Here is a 14,727-nt window from a genome sequence, read left to right on the forward strand (position 1 = left end):
GTTACCGCGAATGGGGGACACCGGCGCGCGCCGCAGGGTCGCTCCGCGGACTGAAGATCGTATGGGCCTACTGTGCGAACGGTCCCCCTTGCACCGCGGAGGTTCCCCCCGTGCCCACGCCGCACCCCTCCCCCCGTTCGCCGCGCTCGCGCCCGGTTCCGCCGCAACGCAGGTCCAGAAGGCAGGACGAACGGCCGCGCTGGGGCATGCGGGTGGTGACGGGGCTTTCCGTGCTGGTGCTCGGGGCCGGCGGCATCGGCCATGCGGTGGTGACCAGCCTGGAGACCGGGATCGACCGGGTCGACCCGTTCAAGGACATGAAGAACCGGCCCCGGGCCGGACACGGGATGAATCTGCTGCTCGTGGGCACCGATGGCCGCGACAGGATCACCCAGGACGAGAAGAGGAAGTACCGGCTGGGCGGTGCGCCCTGCAACTGCACCGACACGATCATGCTGGTGCATCTGTCGGCGGACAAGGAGCGCGCGAGCATCGTCTCGCTGCCGAGGGACAGCTACGCCGAGATCCCCAAGCACAAGTACCGGACGACCGGCAAGACGCACTCCACCCACCCGGTGAAGCTGAACGCCGCCTATGCCGAGGGCGGGCCCGGTCTGACCGTGCGGACCGTCGAGCACATGACGGGCGTCAAGATCGACCACTACCTGGAGGTCGACTTCACCAGTTTCATGAAGACGGTGGACACCCTGGGCGGGGTGCAGATCTGCACGTCCCGGCCGCTGAAGGACTCGTACACCGGTCTCGATCTCCCGGCAGGCAGCCACGATCTGGACGGAGGGCAGGCGCTCCAGTACGTGCGCTCCCGGCATATCGACGGGGCCGCCGACCTGGGCCGGATGCAGCGCCAGCAGAAGTTCCTCGCCTCGCTGATCAAACAGGCGACCCATAGCGGTGTGCTGCTGAACCCGGTGAAGCTCCAGGATGTCGCCTCGACGATGCTGAGCTCGGTCCTGGCCGACAAGGGGTTCGATACGGAGCAGATGCTGGAGCTCGGCCGGGCGATGCGCGGCCTCTCCCCCGCCTCGTCGGAGTTCACCTCCGTCCCGCTGGGGAACGTCGCCCATCCGGTCAAGGGCATCGGCTCCACGGTCACCTGGGATGAGCGGAAGTCGAAGAAGCTCTTCCAGGCGCTGCGCGACGACAAGCCGCTCGCCCCGGAGCGGCCCGAGCAGCCGAAGGCCGTGAAGGTCGCTGTCGCCCCGCAGCAGATCCGGGTCCAGGTCTACAACGGGACCCCGAAGGACGGGCTCGGCAAGAAGGTCGACGACGCACTGCGTGCCACCGGCTTCGACACCACGCGGGTCCCGCTGAACGCGGAGCCGCAGGATCTCAAGCGCACCCTGATCACCTACGACCCGCGCTGGGAACCGTCCGCGAAGTCCCTGGTCGGCGCGTTGCCCGGCGCCGAGCTGCGGGCGGTGAAGGGGCAGGGCCCCACGATGAAGGTGACGGCGGGCGCGGACTTCGAGAAGGTGCAACGGGTGCGGGCCGAGGAGACGAGCCGGGGCGAGTTCGGCACGGTCACGGGCGACCAGATGGCCTGCCTGTGACCGCGGGTACGCCGGGGCTCAGTCCTCGATGCCTTCCGCCACGCGCTTCTCGCGCAGTTCCTTGATCGCGCGGCGGCGGGCGAGGCGGTGGGTGCGCCGGATCTGCGCCTCCTGGTAGCGCCGCTTGTCGCGCTCCGTCTCGGGGATCACCTGCGGTACGGCGCGCGGCCTGCCGTCCGCGTCGACCGCGGCAAACACCAGGTACGCGCTGCCGACCTGCTGGGCGGGTATGGATTCGTTCCACCTCTCGGCCATGACCCGGACGCCGACCTCCATCGAGGAGCGGCCGGTCCAGTTCACCTGGGCGCGGACGTGAACAAGGTCACCCACGCGGACCGGCTCCAGGAAGACCATCTCGTCCATCGAGGCCGTCACCGCGGGTCCGCCGGAGTGCCGGCCGGCCACGGCGCCCGCCGCGTCGTCGACCAGTTTCATGATCACGCCGCCGTGCACCGTACCCAGCAGATTGGTGTCGCTGCCGGTCATGATGTGGCTGAGGGTGGTTCGGGACGCGGCGGTCGGCTTGCCCGGAATGTCGCCCTCCGGGCGCAGGGCCTGATCTGTCATACCGTCCACCTTATGCGGGGACTTCCGCCCGGCTGCAATGCATCAGCTTCGCAACAGCCCCGATGCGAATTTCCGAACCCCCTGTAATAGCAGGGCGCCAGGCCTGCACACTGGACCGCATGAACGATTGGCCCGAAGGCTGGACCGACGACAACCGCAGCGGAAACCGCTACGGGCAGGGCAGCGACAGTGACCAGCCCGAGAGCGCCCGCGTGATGCGGCACGTCCAGCGGCGTCCCGCACCGCCGCAGCAGCGTCCGGCACCGCCGCAGCAGCGCCCCGCGCCGCCCCGGCAGCGCCAGGCGGAGCCGCAGCACTACTCCGGCGGCTACGGCGACAGCGCAGGGTACGACAGCGGTTACAACACGGGCCAGGTCTACGGCGGCGGTGGCAACGGCGGCGGCCGGGGCAACAACCACGGTGGCGGCGGCCGGGGCGACGGCGGTTACGTCCAGGGACGCCCGGCGCCCGACTGGCGCCGCCGGATAAAGATAGGCTCGCTGTCCCTGGTCGTCGTGATGCTCACGGTCTCCATAGGCACGTACTTCTGGGCCGACTCCAAGCTCAAGCGCGAGGTGGACCTCTCCAAGGTCATCGAGCGCCCCAGCGAGGGCGACGGCACGAACTACCTGATCGTCGGCTCCGACAGCCGCGAGGGCTTGACGGCCGAGGACAAGAAGAAGCTGCACACCGGCTCCGCCGAGGGCAAGCGGACCGACTCGATGATGATCCTGCACGACGGCTCCAATGGCCCGACGCTGATCTCCCTGCCCCGCGACTCGAACGTGGAGATCCCCACGTTCGTCGGCTCGGAATCCGGCAAGACCTTCAAGGGCACCGGCCGCACGGTGAAGCTGAACGCCGCCTATGCGGAGGACGGGCCCGAACTCCTCGTCCGTACCGTCGAGTTCAACACCGGGCTGCACATCGACCACTACGTCGAAATCGGCTTCGGCGGCTTCGCCCAGATCGTGGACGCGATCGGCGGGGTGGAGCTGGACATCCCCAAGGCATTCAAGGACGAGAAGTCCGGCGCCGACTTCGAGGCGGGCAAGCAGACGCTGAACGGCGAGGAGTCGCTGGCCTTCGTCCGCACCCGGTACGCGTTCGCGGGCAGCGACCTGGACCGCACGAAGAACCAGCAGAAGTTCCTCGCGGCGCTGGCGAGTCAGGCGGCGACGCCGTCCACGATCCTCAACCCGTTCAAGCTGTACCCGACGATGAGCGCCGGCCTGGACACCCTGATCGTGGACGAGGACATGTCGCTCTGGTCCCTGGGGCAGATGTTCTTCGCCATGAAGGACGTCACGGGCGGTGACGGCACGTCGATGAACATGCCGATCTCGGGCTCCATCAACGGCAATCTGGTCTGGGACAAGGCCAAGGTCGAGCAGTTGGTGAACCAGCTCAACAACGACGAGAAGGTCACCGTCTCCGACAACTGACGACAGGCGGACGCGGGGCCCGGACGGTTCGCCGTCCGGGCCCCGTTTCACGTCGGGCACGGGCAGTTCGCCGTACGAGTGGGCCTGCGTCGGGCACGGGAGGTTCGCCATACGAACGGACCGGCGTCGGGCCCATGCGACCCGGCCCGTTCGCACTGTCACCCTGCGGGGGCATCAACCGGGCTCGGGGGCACGGGTGCGGGTGGGATCAATGCCCTGCGGCGTACGAGACGAAGCCCGCCCAAGCACCTGAGGCGAAAGCGAGCCGGGCTCCCTGCACATTCTTTGAGTCACGGACGTGAACCATGCTGGGAGCCGTCGCCACCTCAACGCAAGAATCGCCCTCACTGCTGCTGCTGTAGCTGCTCTTGAACCACTCCAGCTCGGAAGCGTCCCCGGCAGAGGTCTCGCGGATCATGTCTCTCCCAGCACTTGCTCGATAAAGGCCAGCGACTCACGAGGGGTGAGAGCCTGGGCCCGGATCATTCCATAGCGCAGCTCAAGGATCCTGAGCTGCTTCGGTTCGGACACCGGTCGGCCAGCGAAGGCTCCCTCCGAGCGCCCCACCGCCGCGCCGTCGTCGAACTTCAACACCTCGATCCCTCCACCCATCCCTGCGTGGTCCTCGCGGTTGGTCGGCATCACCTGGATCTCGACGTTCCGCAACCGCCCTACCTCCAGCAGATGTTCGAGTTGTCGACGCAACACCATTGTGCCTCCTACTGGACGACACAGGGTCACCTCTTCTTGAACGAAACTGAGCGCAGGAGCAGGTGACCTTTCGAAGATGCACCGTCTTGCCATGCGCGCGGCCAGTACCCGTTCCACCTCGTCCTCCGAATACGCCGGCCGCCGCATCTCGAACAATGCCCGCGCGTACTCCGGCGTCTGCAACAAGCCGTGGATGTTGTGGTTGCTGTACAACCCCATTTCGACCGCCCGCCCCTCCAGCTTCGCCAGCTCCCTCACCTTCTTCGGGTACCGGGCCTCCGCCACGTCCCGCTTCATCGCGGCGAGTTTCCCGCCCGCTCCCAGCACCTCGTCCGCCCTGTCCAGGAACTCCGGCCGGGGGATGCGGCGGCCGCCCTCCACCTTGTAGACCAGGTCCTCGCCGTACCCGATCGCCGCCCCGAACTCGCCGGCCCGCAGCCCCGCCGACTCCCGCCACGCCTTGATCTGGCGGCCCACCGCAGCGACCACCGCAACCCCCGACTCGTCATCGGGATCGACATCCCAGCCAGGCTCGTCCGCCCCGCCGTCACCGCGCTCCGTACCGGTCTCATCCACGCTCATCCGTGCCCCACTTCCGACGTGCATGCGTTCCTGCTCAACCCTGGTCGTCCGCAGCACGTCACCCCGGACAGCCGGGACAGCACTGGACAAGCACGGGACAACCGCCGTACGTAACTGCCTCGTCGCTCTTCACCGTACGTAGACCAGTCCAGGCTGAGTGCCGTGACCCAAGAAATCACCCGAATCGAACATTCCACTCCCACCCGGCAGTTCACCGTGCTGCTCTCCCCCACCCGCCGCGGCGCCAGACTCGCCCGTCTGCTCACCACGGCGCATCTGGGCGACTGGGGCCTGCCCACGGAGCACGCCGCGCACATCGTCGCCGAGCTGGCCACCAATGCCGCGGTCCACGGCCACGTACCGGGCCGGAACTTCCAACTGAGCCTCGCCGTCCACCGCGACGCACTCCTGCGGATCGAGGTGACCGACACCCGGGACGAGCAACTACCTCCCACGCCCGGCACCACGTCCGCCCCCGCCGACGACGCGGAATCAGGGCGCGGCCTCCTCATCGTCGAGGCACTCGCCGACCGCTGGGGCATCGAGCTCGGGCCCGTCCCGCGCAAGACGATCTGGGCCGAGATCGACCTCGTACCGCGACCGCTCCACCGGGTCGCGGAAACCCACGACTTGGTGAGCCACGTCGCCGCGCTCCACGACACATAAGGCTTTTAAAGAACCTGGGGAAATCACCCTCCCCACCCAAACCCGACCCCGCCCCGCTCCCATCACTCGCGCGGGTGACATAAGGCAACTGGGCTGGATTTCACGTGGGTTACCAGGCATATGCTCGCCGCGACAACTACAGACATGCGACGGCCCCCGACGAGACGCCAATCTCGACCGAGGGCCTGACCACCGAGGAAGTTAGGGCTTCCCGATGGATACCCAGCAGATTACCGCGCCCCCGTGCGCCCCGTCCCCCGTAACCGGGGACGCCACACCGTCATCCGGCGTCATCCACGCCAACCTCCGGCACGCCGCAGGCTTCACCGTCATCGGCAACCACCTCGCCCAGCACCGCGAACTCTCCCTCACCGCGATCGGGCTCGCCACCCACATCCAGTCGCTCCCCGCAGGAGCCAGGATCGGCATCAAGCACCTCGCCGAACGCTTCCCCGAGAGCGAGACCCGCATCGCCGCCGCCCTGCGCGAACTCGAAGCCACCGGCTACCTCCACCGCAGCCGCGTACGCCTCCCCGACGGCCGCATCGCCACCCGCACCGTCTCGTACAACCAGCCGGGTGCCACCGCGTCCACCGCCCCAGCACCCAAGCCGCAGACCAGGCGCACCAAACCGGCAGCCCCGCTGCCCACACCACAGCCGCCACTACGCACGACCGCCCCCGAATCGCACCCGGCCCCCGCCAAGGCGCCGCAACCGCCCGCGCCGCAACGAACGCCCGAACCAACCCCCGCCCCCGCGTCGCCCCCAGCACCCGCACCACAGCCAACGCCCGCATCACCCTCAGCACCCGCACCGCACCCCGCCCCCAGGACACTGCCCCCGCCACTCCCCCAGCCCCATGAACTCACCCCGAAACTGCACCACGCAGCCGCCACACTCCTCGCCGACCTGCGCCGCCACGCACCCCAGCTCGTCCTCTCCGAGAACGACATCCACACCCTCGCACCGGGCGTTGCCACCTGGCTCGAACGCGACGCCCACCCCGACACCATCCGCCACGCCCTCACCACCGATCTCCCCAACCCCCTGAAGCACCCGGCAAGGCTCCTCCGGCACCGGATCACGACGCTTCTGCCGCCTCCGCTGCCAGGCGCCGAGGAGCTCGCACCCCCACGCCGCAACGCCCTCGTCATCCCGCTCCAGAACTGCGACCGCTGTGACCGCGCCTTCCGCTCCCACCACCCCGGCCACTGCCACGACTGCCGGGCAAACCTGCACACAGCCGCCTGACCGGAACATCACCCACAACCCGAACGGATCTGCATGGTCAGCTCGCCCCACGAGGCAATGCACCGCATCTTCCAGGAGTACCCCAGCCTCTTCTCCCGCGTCTCCGAAGTGCTCGGAGTCGACATCCCACCACCCACCTCAGCCACCGCCCTGCCCACCGACCTCACCGAAAACCGGCCCCTCGAACGCCGAGTGGACACCCTCCTACGCATCGAAACAGAGCACGACGGACCCTTCCTCCTCGCCATCGAAGCCCAGGGCAAGAAGGACCCGGCCAAGACCGCCAGTTGGCCGTACTACGTCACCTACCTCCACAACAGATACCGGCTGCCCATCCTGCTCCTGGTCGTCTGCCAGGACCACGCCACCGCCGAATGGGCCGCACGCCCCATCACCATCGGCCTCCGCCAGTGGCAGACGCTCACCCTGAACCCTCTCGTCGCGGGCCCCCACAACATGCCCGTCATCACCGAGGTGGCCGAAGCCCGCAAAGACTTCGCACTCGCCACCCTGGCCGCCATCACACACGCAGACAATCCGGACGTCGGTGCCATACTGAAAACCCTGTCCACCGCACTGCGGGACACACCGGAAACAATCGCCAACCCCATCGTCGAACTGATCGCACAAGGCCTGGGCAACCGCCCGGCCGCACAACAGTGGAGGAACCTGGTGGCCGTGGACCTCTCTTTCTACAAGTCACCCCTCTCGGAAGAAATCCGGGACGAAGGACGGGACGAAGGACGAGCCGAAGGACGAGCCGAAGGACTCCTGCTCATCCTCGACGTGCGCGGTATCGCCATCACCGACGAGATCCGCGAGAAGATCACCGGCTGCGACGACCCTCAGCTCCTGCACCAGTGGCTCCACCGCGCCACCACCGCCGCCACCGCAGAGGAAGTCTTCGCCGAGGAGTAACCTCGCCCCGGTGGCTGCACCCCTCCCAACCACAGGCCCGCATCCCGTTCACGGCTCCCCGCACGCCCGAGGGACCAGAGCAGGACGCGGGCCGCGGTGCGTCGGGGCCGCCACCGTCGCCGGATCATTCGAGGACCTGGATGACCGCCGGCCGCGCCCTCGCCTACAACAACGTGACTCCTCCACTGTGACTTGTGCGAACGCGCCCCTCAGGGGGTGCTCCCCCAGCATTTCCCCGTGATCACCCGCGAGGGGAGGCGCCGACATCGCCGGTCACGTCGGGGACGCCACCGCATCCGCTATCAGGGAACCGGCGGCCCGGTTTCGGACACCTTCGAATTCCCCTCGTCCAGCCCTGATCGGGTCAGGTGTGCTTGAGCTTCGACGGGTACACCTCATGCTCCGGGTCCCACCACAGGACATGGAAGACGTTGCCCAGGAGGAAGCCGTACAGCCGCTGCTTCCCAGTGAACTCAAGGCGATGAAGCGCCGTCGCGTCGCCGAAACCGAGCTCGCCCAGCCTCACCACGGCCTCCTTGAAGAACCGGCGCGTGGTGCGCAGTTCGTTGAGCGTCATCGACTCGCAGGCGGCAAGTTTGGTCAACACCTCGCACAGGGTGGCCGCTGCCATGCGGTCGAACCCCCAGCGGCCGTCGTGATCGACATAGGTGAAACGCCAGCACACCTTGTCGTCCGAGAGCGCCAACCCAGGGAGCAGGGAGCGGACGTCACCGACCCGCTTCCCCTGCGCAGCCCCTGTGGGCGGCAGGGCCAACTTCTTCTTGGCGCGTCCCCCCTTGGACATCAGCCGTCGAGCTCGTCGTGGTCGGCGAGGGCACCAAAGAAGTCCGCGATCTCCTCATCGAGCAGCGGCTCGCTGCTCCGCTCCAGGTCGGGCACCTGTGCGCGTTCGCGAGCCTGCACCCAGGGGCCAGTCCGATGGGTCATCTCCGAGAGCTCATGGGCGGAGTACACACGCATGTTCTCCAGAACGATGTCGATCGATTCCCGCTCGGCGTCATCCAGCTCGGCCGGGTCACCCTCGATGTCCCCCCGCCGCAGCTCGAAGCGGCCCCGGTGCTTGCTGTACAACTCCGGAGCGACCGGCCCGTTCGCCCACGCCTCGAAGCGTTCGACGAAAAGCGGCCGATCCTCCCAGGCCAGGTGGTAGCCGTAAGCGAAATAGCAGAGCTTCTGCAGCTTCATAGCCGACATCGGTGCGGCCTTCACCAGGATGTACGCGGCTACATCGTGCACGTTTGCCATGGTCGGTCCCCTCTGGTCCTCCCGCCACCCTAGAGCCGCATGCCCGCCACCGGCATCCTCGGAGCTCTCGGGCAGGAGAGGATCCCCCTGTCGGTCCAGCCTACGGGCGGGGTCCGACAACAGGAACGCCGCGGGCCTCGGTCCGGGGTGCCGGGTAGCCGAGAGAATCGGACACCGACTTCTTGTCCCAGAAACAGGGAGAGGTAACGCCGACGCTCAGCTGACCGCCCAGCCCGGCGGCGTCCTCGTTTCCTCTCTCGAACCCGGCAGCAAAAGCGCGAGCCCGGACGGCTCACCGTCCGGGCCCTGCGTCATGCCGGGGACGGGCCGGGGGGTCCGGCCCGTCCGCGCCGTCACCCTCCCGGCCTTGCTCCCCCGGGCCAGCAAGGCCACATGCGGGAGCGCCAACCGGCCGTCGTCCGACGCGAATTCGGTGCACAGCTCGTCGTACTCCCGCTTGGCCGCGGCCACCCCCGCCGGCCCCCGACTGTTGACCAGCTGCCCGATCGCGGCCACACCGGCGGCCGGCCCGGCCCACCAGTCCTCCGCCCCGACGCGGTGGTCCCAGGCCATGACCTCGCTCCGTACGTCCCCGAGGTCGGCCGCCTCCAGCAGCGCGCCCAGCCCTTCCCGGGTGCGCGGGAAGTTGCGTTCGGGGTCTACGGTGGCCAGCCACTGCGGCCGGGTCAGCCCCGCCGCCTCGGCGGCCCGCCCGATCAGCGCCTGACCGGGGGCGCCAGGCACCCGCCAGATGGTGACGGCGACTCGGCCGCCGGGACGGGTGATCCGGCGCATCTCGGCCAGGGCGTCCAGCGGCCGACCGACATGATTGAGCACAAAGTTTGCCACGACGGCATCGAACTCACCGTCTTCATACGGGAGTTGCGGAAGCGACCCGCAGCGGACATCGACCTCGGGCGCGGCGCGCCGGGTCATCCCCACCATTCCGGGTTCGGCGTCCACGGCTCGTACGGCCGCACCGCGCCGGACGGCCGCCACCGTCACGCCGCCGCTGCCGCACCCCACGTCGAGCATCCGCGTGCCCGGCCCGACCGCGGCGGCGTCCAGCAGTGCGGGCACCGTATGGGAGCACAGCCGCGCGAAGGTCCCGGCGTAGCTCTCGGCCCGCCCTTCCCAGATCCGCCGCTCGCTCACGTCGAATGCGGTCATCGCACGCCTCCCGCGGGCCCCTGCGGCTCGACCTCGTCCAGGTCCTCGTACAGCGCGTCCAGAATCCGCCCGGTGGGCTCGCCCCCCGGCGACAACTCGGCCAGGCACCAGCCGGGCAGCTGCTGCTCCACCTCGGGCGGCAGGTCTCCGTCGGCCGGGTCGGCCAGTCCGTAGAGAAGGCCGAACGCGGTCTCCTTCGCCACCTCGCGGGCTATCTCCCCCAGGTCGGCGGCGGTCAGACCGAGGGTCAGCGCCCGCTCGACGGCGCCGCCTGCGAGCCCGTCCTTCCGGTAGGCCTCGACCCAGTCGGGGGCCGCCGAACTCCAGCCGTCGATGTCCTGCCAGACCATGCGCAGGAACCGGTAACGGGCGAGCTGCGGAATGTTCTCTTCGGCTTCGGAGTCGGCCCAGCCCCGGGCGTCGTCGGCACCGAGCGCGGTGAACAGGCCGGTGAGTGCGGTGATGTCGGTCATGGAAGGGGAAGGTACGCCACAGGGCCGCGACGCTGCGGTAGTAGCGCAGCCGGACTCCGGCCGGCGAGAAGTGGTCATCCTGCCTGCGCCCGGCCCGGAGGCCGTCCCCGACTGCGGCGGCCACTGATCGCTCAGCTCGTCAAAGTGCCCTGGTGGAAATACATGCGCCAGCCCACTTCCGTCAGACGCCACACGGAGCTCCGCCATGCTCGGCGCCCACTGTGGTTGGCGAAGTACGTGAGATGAACGATGCCGGGAGCGAGTACGGCCCCCGACATGTCGCTGACCTCGACCGGAGCTTCGGGGGTCACCGAACCGTCACTCGTCACCGTGAGAATCGATGTCGCGTCCCAGCGCCGCCCCGACGCTCCGATCTCGCGGAACTCCGGGTCCAGGAGCTCCGAGACCAGGGCCGGCGAAGCACGCACGTCAGGGTCGAGAAGCCGCATCTCTGCCTCAATGGCCGCTTGAACGGCCCGCTCACTCTCGTCTGTCATGCACGAAACCCTAGGGACGTTCCTCGTCACGTCACAGCGAATTGTTCACGCAACGCAAGCAGCAACACCGGCGAAGCCCTCCCCGGAGGCGATCACGGAGCTCATCAGCCTGCTCGCGCCGGGCGACCGCATGCGCTGAGTCTGCCCGGGGACGAGCGGCGATACGGCGGCCTCGCCGCTGCGGGTCAACCTTCAGGTCGCGGGCATGGGCCCCTTCGGCCCAGCGCCGGAGCCATGCTCCCGATTTCCGTCGAAGCCGTTCCTCACCCACGCTGGAATAGGGGGAACCAGCCAGAGGAAGTGATCGGCATGATGTCGTACGACGGCGGCTGGGGCTGGGACTGGGGAGACTGGCTCGTCATGGCCATGGTCATTCTGCTGTTCTGGGCACTGCTGATCGCCGGCGTCGTTGCCCTTGTCCATTACCTGACCGGCGCCCGCCGTGGTAACCAGCTTGGCGCGCCTCCTCCCTCCGGCGAGCAAGGGTGGGGAGGCAGGCGAGCCGAGGACCTGCTCGCCGAGCGGTTCGCCCGTGGGGAAATCGACGAGGACGAATACAAACGCCGCCTCGCGCTGCTGCGGGAACAGCGGTGAACGCGAACCGCCGACGCCGGATGTGGCTGGTCTCCTGGCCGCCCCGCACACGCCCGGCCCCCGGTGCTGTCGGGGGCCGGACGTGTTTATGCAATAACCGTTACGGCAGGTTCCTCAACCGTTACGGCAGGTTCCTCGCCATGACGATGCGCTGGACCTGGTTCGTGCCCTCGTAGATCTGCGTGATCTTCGCGTCGCGCATCATCCGCTCCACCGGGTAGTCCCGCGTGTAGCCGTAGCCGCCGAGCAGCTGGACCGCGTCCGTGGTGACCTCCATCGCGACGTCGGAGGCGAAGCACTTGGCCGCGGCGCCGAAGAAGGTGAGGTCGCCGTCGAGGCGCTCGGACTTGGCGGCGGCCGAGTAGGTGAGCTGGCGGGCCGCCTCCAGCTTCATGGCCATGTCGGCGAGCATGAACTGGACGCCCTGGAAGTCGCCGATCGGCTTGCCGAACTGCTTGCGCTCCTGGACGTAGCCCTTGGCGTAGTCGAGGGCACCCTGGGCGATGCCGAGGGCCTGGGCCGCGATCGTGACGCGGGTGTGGTCCAGGGTCTTCATCGCGGTGGCGAAGCCGGTGCCCTCCTCGCCGATGATCCGGTCGGCGGGGATACGGACGTTGTCGAAGTAGACCTCGCGGGTCGGGGAACCCTTGATGCCGAGCTTCTTCTCCGGGGCGCCGAAGGAGACACCCTCGTCCGACTTCTCGACGACGAAGGCGGAGATGCCCTTGGAGCGCTTGGTCGGGTCGGTGACGGCCATGACCGTGTAGTACTCGGAGACGCCCGCGTTGGTGATCCAGCGCTTCACACCGTTGAGCACCCAGAAGTCGCCGTCGCGCACGGCCCTGGTCTTCATGCCTGCCGCGTCGGAACCCGCATCGGGCTCGGAGAGGCAGTACGAGAACATGCCGTCGCCCTTGGCGAGCGGGCCCAGGTACTTCTTCTTCAGGTCCTCGGAGCCGGAGAGGATCACGGGGAGCGAGCCGAGCTTGTTCACGGCCGGGATGAGGGAGGAGGAGGCGCAGACGCGGGCCACCTCCTCGATCACGATGACCGTGGCGAGGGCGTCGGCGCCCGCGCCGCCGTACTCCTCCGGTACGTGCACCGCGTGCAGGTCCGCGGCCGTCAGGGCGTCGAGCGCCTCCTGTGGGAAGCGCGCCTCCTCGTCGACCGCCGCCGCGTGCGGGGCGATCTTCGCCTCGGCGAGAGCACGCACCGTCTCGCGGAGCATCTCGTGCTCTTCGGCCGGACGGTACAGGTCGAAATCGGTCGAACCCGCCAAGACGCTCACTCCCCAAAGACGCTAACTACCGTTAAGTAACCCAATTTTAGAGGGCGGCTCCCGCGATGGCCTATGCCATGCGTGCGTGAGCTTCGCGACAGGGGTGGGAGAAGCTGCGCAGGCAGCCGGAAACCGGGCCTTCGGGGGCACGACTATGCTCGTTCACCGCACGTCTGTCCGCATCTCCCAGGAGCACTACATGGCCCTCAGGATCACTGTGATCGGCACCGGCTACCTCGGCGCCACCCACGCCGCGGCCATGGCGGAGCTGGGCTTCGAAGTGCTCGGCCTCGATGTCGTGCCCGAGAAGATCGAGATGCTGGGCGCAGGCAAGGTCCCGATGTACGAGCCGGGCCTCGAAGAGCTGCTCCGCAGGCATGTGGAGGGCATTGAGGGGTCCACCGGGCGGCTGCGGTTCACCGCCTCGTGGGAAGAGGTGGCGGCCTTCGGCGATGTGCACTTCGTCTGTGTGAACACTCCGCAGAAGCACGGCGAGTACGCCTGCGACATGAGCTACGTCGACAGCGCCTTCGAGTCGCTGGCACCGCATCTGACCCGGCCCACCCTGGTTGTCGGGAAGTCGACCGTGCCGGTGGGTTCGGCGGCCCGGCTCGCGGCGCGGCTGGCGGTGCTGGCGCCGGTGGGCGCGGACGCGGAGCTGGCCTGGAACCCGGAGTTCCTGCGCGAGGGCTTCGCCGTGAAGGACACCCTGCACCCGGACCGGATCGTCGTCGGCGTGGCGAGCGAGCGGGCCGAGAAGCTGTTGCGCGAGGTGTACGCGGTGCCGGTCGCCGAGGGGTCGCCGTTCGTGGCGACGGACTTCCCGACCGCCGAGTTGGTGAAGACCGCGGCCAATTCCTTCCTGGCCACGAAGATCTCGTTCATCAACGCCATGGCGGAGGTCTGCGAGGCCGCCGACGGCGATGTGAAGAAGCTGGCCGAGGCGATCGGGCACGACGAGCGGATCGGGTCCAAGTTCCTGCGGGCCGGGATCGGCTTCGGCGGCGGCTGTCTGCCGAAGGACATCCGGGCCTTCATGGCGCGCGCCGGTGAACTGGGCGCGGACCAGGCGCTGACCTTCCTCCGCGAGGTCGACTCGATCAATATGCGGCGCCGCGGCCACATGGTGGAGCTGGCCCGGGAGGCCGTGGGCGGCGATTCGTTCCTCGGCAAGCGGGTCGCGGTCCTGGGTGCGACGTTCAAGCCGGACTCGGACGACGTACGGGACTCGCCGGCGCTGAACGTGGCCGGGCAGATCCATCTGCAGGGCGGCCAGGTCACGGTCTTCGACCCGAAGGGCATGGACAACGCCCGTCGGCTCTTCCCGACCCTCGGTTACGCGGACTCGGCGCTGGACGCGGTGCGCGGCGCGGATGTGGTGCTGCATCTGACGGAGTGGCGTGAGTTCCGCGAGCTGGACCCGGCGGCGCTCGGCGAGGTCACGTCCCGTCGGATAATCCTGGACGGCCGCAACGCGCTCGACAGCGAGCAGTGGCGCGAGGCCGGCTGGACGTACCGGGCGATGGGGCGCCCGAAGGCCTGACGCATCCGGCCTTCGGGCCGGTCTCAGCCGCGCTTCGCGCGGTAGGTGCGCATTTTGGCGCGGGCGCCGCACACCGACATGGAGCACCAGCGGCGGCGCCTCGCCGGGCTGCGGTGTGCGGGCTGAAGCACTGCCTGCGGCGAACTGAAAGAGTGCGGGGCGCGCCCCTGGAGGCGCCCCGCACTCTTTCAGT

Annotated in this window: 15 protein-coding genes and 2 pseudogenes; 7 read left to right on the plus strand and 10 right to left on the minus strand. The window is 68.7% G+C overall.

Features of this window, described 5'->3' with window-relative positions; translation table 11 throughout:
- The first annotated feature begins 110 nt into the window (after window positions 1-110).
- Complete coding sequence (locus ACZ3IC_RS12835) at window positions 111-1,571, plus strand: LCP family protein (protein WP_467415492.1); 1,461 nt, start codon at window positions 111-113, stop codon at window positions 1,569-1,571.
- An 18-nt stretch (window positions 1,572-1,589) separates the two neighbouring features.
- On the opposite strand, the gene ACZ3IC_RS12840 is transcribed toward ACZ3IC_RS12835, so the two are convergent.
- Window positions 1,590-2,138: an acyl-CoA thioesterase gene (locus tag ACZ3IC_RS12840; RefSeq protein WP_467415493.1), complete on the minus strand. Its 549-nt coding sequence runs from the start codon at window positions 2,136-2,138 to the stop codon at window positions 1,590-1,592.
- A 119-nt stretch (window positions 2,139-2,257) separates the two neighbouring features.
- On the opposite strand from ACZ3IC_RS12840, the gene ACZ3IC_RS12845 reads away from it, so the two are divergent.
- Complete coding sequence (locus tag ACZ3IC_RS12845; RefSeq protein ID WP_467415494.1) at window positions 2,258-3,583, plus strand: LCP family protein; 1,326 nt, start codon at window positions 2,258-2,260, stop codon at window positions 3,581-3,583.
- 208 nt (window positions 3,584-3,791) lie between these two features.
- Here the strand turns inward: ACZ3IC_RS12845 and ACZ3IC_RS12850 are convergent, their stop codons facing one another.
- Both ACZ3IC_RS12850 and ACZ3IC_RS12855 read right to left on the minus strand, forming a co-directional pair.
- Window positions 3,792-4,001, minus strand: a complete 210-nt coding sequence (locus ACZ3IC_RS12850) for a DUF397 domain-containing protein (RefSeq protein ID WP_467415497.1) — start codon at window positions 3,999-4,001, stop codon at window positions 3,792-3,794.
- Entirely contained in the window at window positions 3,998-4,876 is an 879-nt protein-coding gene (locus tag ACZ3IC_RS12855; protein ID WP_467416073.1) for a helix-turn-helix domain-containing protein, read from the minus strand. Before ACZ3IC_RS12855 ends, ACZ3IC_RS12850 begins: the two co-directional genes overlap by 4 nt.
- Window positions 4,877-5,038: 162 nt before the next feature.
- Here ACZ3IC_RS12855 and ACZ3IC_RS12860 point away from each other — a divergent pair, with 162 nt between their 5' ends.
- The 3 genes from ACZ3IC_RS12860 to ACZ3IC_RS12870 all read left to right on the plus strand — a co-directional run bounded on the left by ACZ3IC_RS12860 (window position 5,039) and on the right by ACZ3IC_RS12870 (window position 7,712).
- Window positions 5,039-5,542, plus strand: coding sequence for an ATP-binding protein (locus ACZ3IC_RS12860; RefSeq protein ID WP_467415498.1), 504 nt, complete (start codon window positions 5,039-5,041; stop codon window positions 5,540-5,542).
- Between the two features lie 214 nt (window positions 5,543-5,756).
- Complete coding sequence (locus ACZ3IC_RS12865; RefSeq protein WP_467415500.1) at window positions 5,757-6,794, plus strand: helix-turn-helix domain-containing protein; 1,038 nt, start codon at window positions 5,757-5,759, stop codon at window positions 6,792-6,794.
- 33 nt (window positions 6,795-6,827) lie between these two features.
- Window positions 6,828-7,712, plus strand: coding sequence for an RpnC/YadD family protein (locus ACZ3IC_RS12870; RefSeq protein WP_467415502.1), 885 nt, complete (start codon window positions 6,828-6,830; stop codon window positions 7,710-7,712).
- Between the two features lie 364 nt (window positions 7,713-8,076).
- Here ACZ3IC_RS12870 and ACZ3IC_RS12875 read toward each other — a convergent pair whose 3' ends face one another.
- The 5 genes and pseudogenes from ACZ3IC_RS12875 to ACZ3IC_RS12895 all read right to left on the minus strand — a co-directional run bounded on the left by ACZ3IC_RS12875 (window position 8,077) and on the right by ACZ3IC_RS12895 (window position 11,118).
- The gene (locus ACZ3IC_RS12875; protein WP_467415504.1) at window positions 8,077-8,517 is read right to left on the minus strand and encodes a hypothetical protein; all 441 of its coding nucleotides are present in this window, start codon (window positions 8,515-8,517) and stop codon (window positions 8,077-8,079) included.
- Window positions 8,517-8,969: a Panacea domain-containing protein gene (locus tag ACZ3IC_RS12880; protein ID WP_467415506.1), complete on the minus strand. Its 453-nt coding sequence runs from the start codon at window positions 8,967-8,969 to the stop codon at window positions 8,517-8,519. Before ACZ3IC_RS12880 ends, ACZ3IC_RS12875 begins: the two co-directional genes overlap by 1 nt.
- Before the next feature lie 381 nt (window positions 8,970-9,350).
- Window positions 9,351-10,148 (minus strand): annotated as a pseudogene (locus ACZ3IC_RS12885) (class I SAM-dependent methyltransferase); the annotation flags it as partial.
- Complete coding sequence (locus ACZ3IC_RS12890) at window positions 10,145-10,621, minus strand: hypothetical protein (protein WP_467415508.1); 477 nt, start codon at window positions 10,619-10,621, stop codon at window positions 10,145-10,147. The pseudogene ACZ3IC_RS12885 and the gene ACZ3IC_RS12890, both read right to left, overlap by 4 nt.
- Window positions 10,622-10,752: 131 nt before the next feature.
- The gene (locus ACZ3IC_RS12895; RefSeq protein WP_467415510.1) at window positions 10,753-11,118 is read right to left on the minus strand and encodes a nuclear transport factor 2 family protein; all 366 of its coding nucleotides are present in this window, start codon (window positions 11,116-11,118) and stop codon (window positions 10,753-10,755) included.
- A gap of 309 nt (window positions 11,119-11,427) precedes the next feature.
- On the opposite strand from ACZ3IC_RS12895, the gene ACZ3IC_RS12900 reads away from it, so the two are divergent.
- A complete protein-coding gene (locus tag ACZ3IC_RS12900) occupies window positions 11,428-11,712 on the plus strand; it encodes an SHOCT domain-containing protein (protein WP_467415513.1) in 285 nt (94 codons plus the stop codon).
- Window positions 11,713-11,833: 121 nt separating this feature from the next.
- Here ACZ3IC_RS12900 and ACZ3IC_RS12905 read toward each other — a convergent pair whose 3' ends face one another.
- Window positions 11,834-12,991 (minus strand): acyl-CoA dehydrogenase, encoded by a 1,158-nt coding sequence (locus ACZ3IC_RS12905; protein ID WP_467415515.1) that lies wholly within the window; start codon window positions 12,989-12,991, stop codon window positions 11,834-11,836.
- A 199-nt stretch (window positions 12,992-13,190) separates the two neighbouring features.
- On the opposite strand from ACZ3IC_RS12905, the gene ACZ3IC_RS12910 reads away from it, so the two are divergent.
- A complete protein-coding gene (locus ACZ3IC_RS12910) occupies window positions 13,191-14,534 on the plus strand; it encodes a UDP-glucose dehydrogenase family protein (RefSeq protein WP_467415517.1) in 1,344 nt (447 codons plus the stop codon).
- Window positions 14,535-14,557: 23 nt separating this feature from the next.
- Here ACZ3IC_RS12910 and ACZ3IC_RS12915 read toward each other — a convergent pair.
- Window positions 14,558-14,647, minus strand: a pseudogene (locus ACZ3IC_RS12915) (CGNR zinc finger domain-containing protein); the annotation flags it as partial.
- Window positions 14,648-14,727: the final 80 nt, after the last annotated feature.

Source organism: Streptomyces sp. NPDC002958 (genome assembly GCF_055563255.1).

What these genes read in the sequence shown, in the direction of transcription:
- ACZ3IC_RS12840 (WP_467415493.1), bottom strand. Translation starts at nt 2,138, where the DNA reads ATGACAGATCAGGCCCTGCGCCCGGAGGGCGACATTCCGGGCAAGCCG.
- ACZ3IC_RS12845 (WP_467415494.1), top strand. Translation starts at nt 2,258, where the DNA reads ATGAACGATTGGCCCGAAGGCTGGACCGACGACAACCGCAGCGGAAAC.
- ACZ3IC_RS12850 (WP_467415497.1), bottom strand. Translation starts at nt 4,001, where the DNA reads ATGATCCGCGAGACCTCTGCCGGGGACGCTTCCGAGCTGGAGTGGTTC.
- ACZ3IC_RS12855 (WP_467416073.1), bottom strand. Translation starts at nt 4,876, where the DNA reads ATGAGCGTGGATGAGACCGGTACGGAGCGCGGTGACGGCGGGGCGGAC.
- ACZ3IC_RS12865 (WP_467415500.1), top strand. Translation starts at nt 5,757, where the DNA reads ATGGATACCCAGCAGATTACCGCGCCCCCGTGCGCCCCGTCCCCCGTA.
- ACZ3IC_RS12870 (WP_467415502.1), top strand. Translation starts at nt 6,828, where the DNA reads ATGGTCAGCTCGCCCCACGAGGCAATGCACCGCATCTTCCAGGAGTAC.
- ACZ3IC_RS12875 (WP_467415504.1), bottom strand. Translation starts at nt 8,517, where the DNA reads ATGTCCAAGGGGGGACGCGCCAAGAAGAAGTTGGCCCTGCCGCCCACA.
- ACZ3IC_RS12890 (WP_467415508.1), bottom strand. Translation starts at nt 10,621, where the DNA reads ATGACCGACATCACCGCACTCACCGGCCTGTTCACCGCGCTCGGTGCC.
- ACZ3IC_RS12895 (WP_467415510.1), bottom strand. Translation starts at nt 11,118, where the DNA reads ATGACAGACGAGAGTGAGCGGGCCGTTCAAGCGGCCATTGAGGCAGAG.
- ACZ3IC_RS12900 (WP_467415513.1), top strand. Translation starts at nt 11,428, where the DNA reads ATGATGTCGTACGACGGCGGCTGGGGCTGGGACTGGGGAGACTGGCTC.
- ACZ3IC_RS12910 (WP_467415517.1), top strand. Translation starts at nt 13,191, where the DNA reads ATGGCCCTCAGGATCACTGTGATCGGCACCGGCTACCTCGGCGCCACC.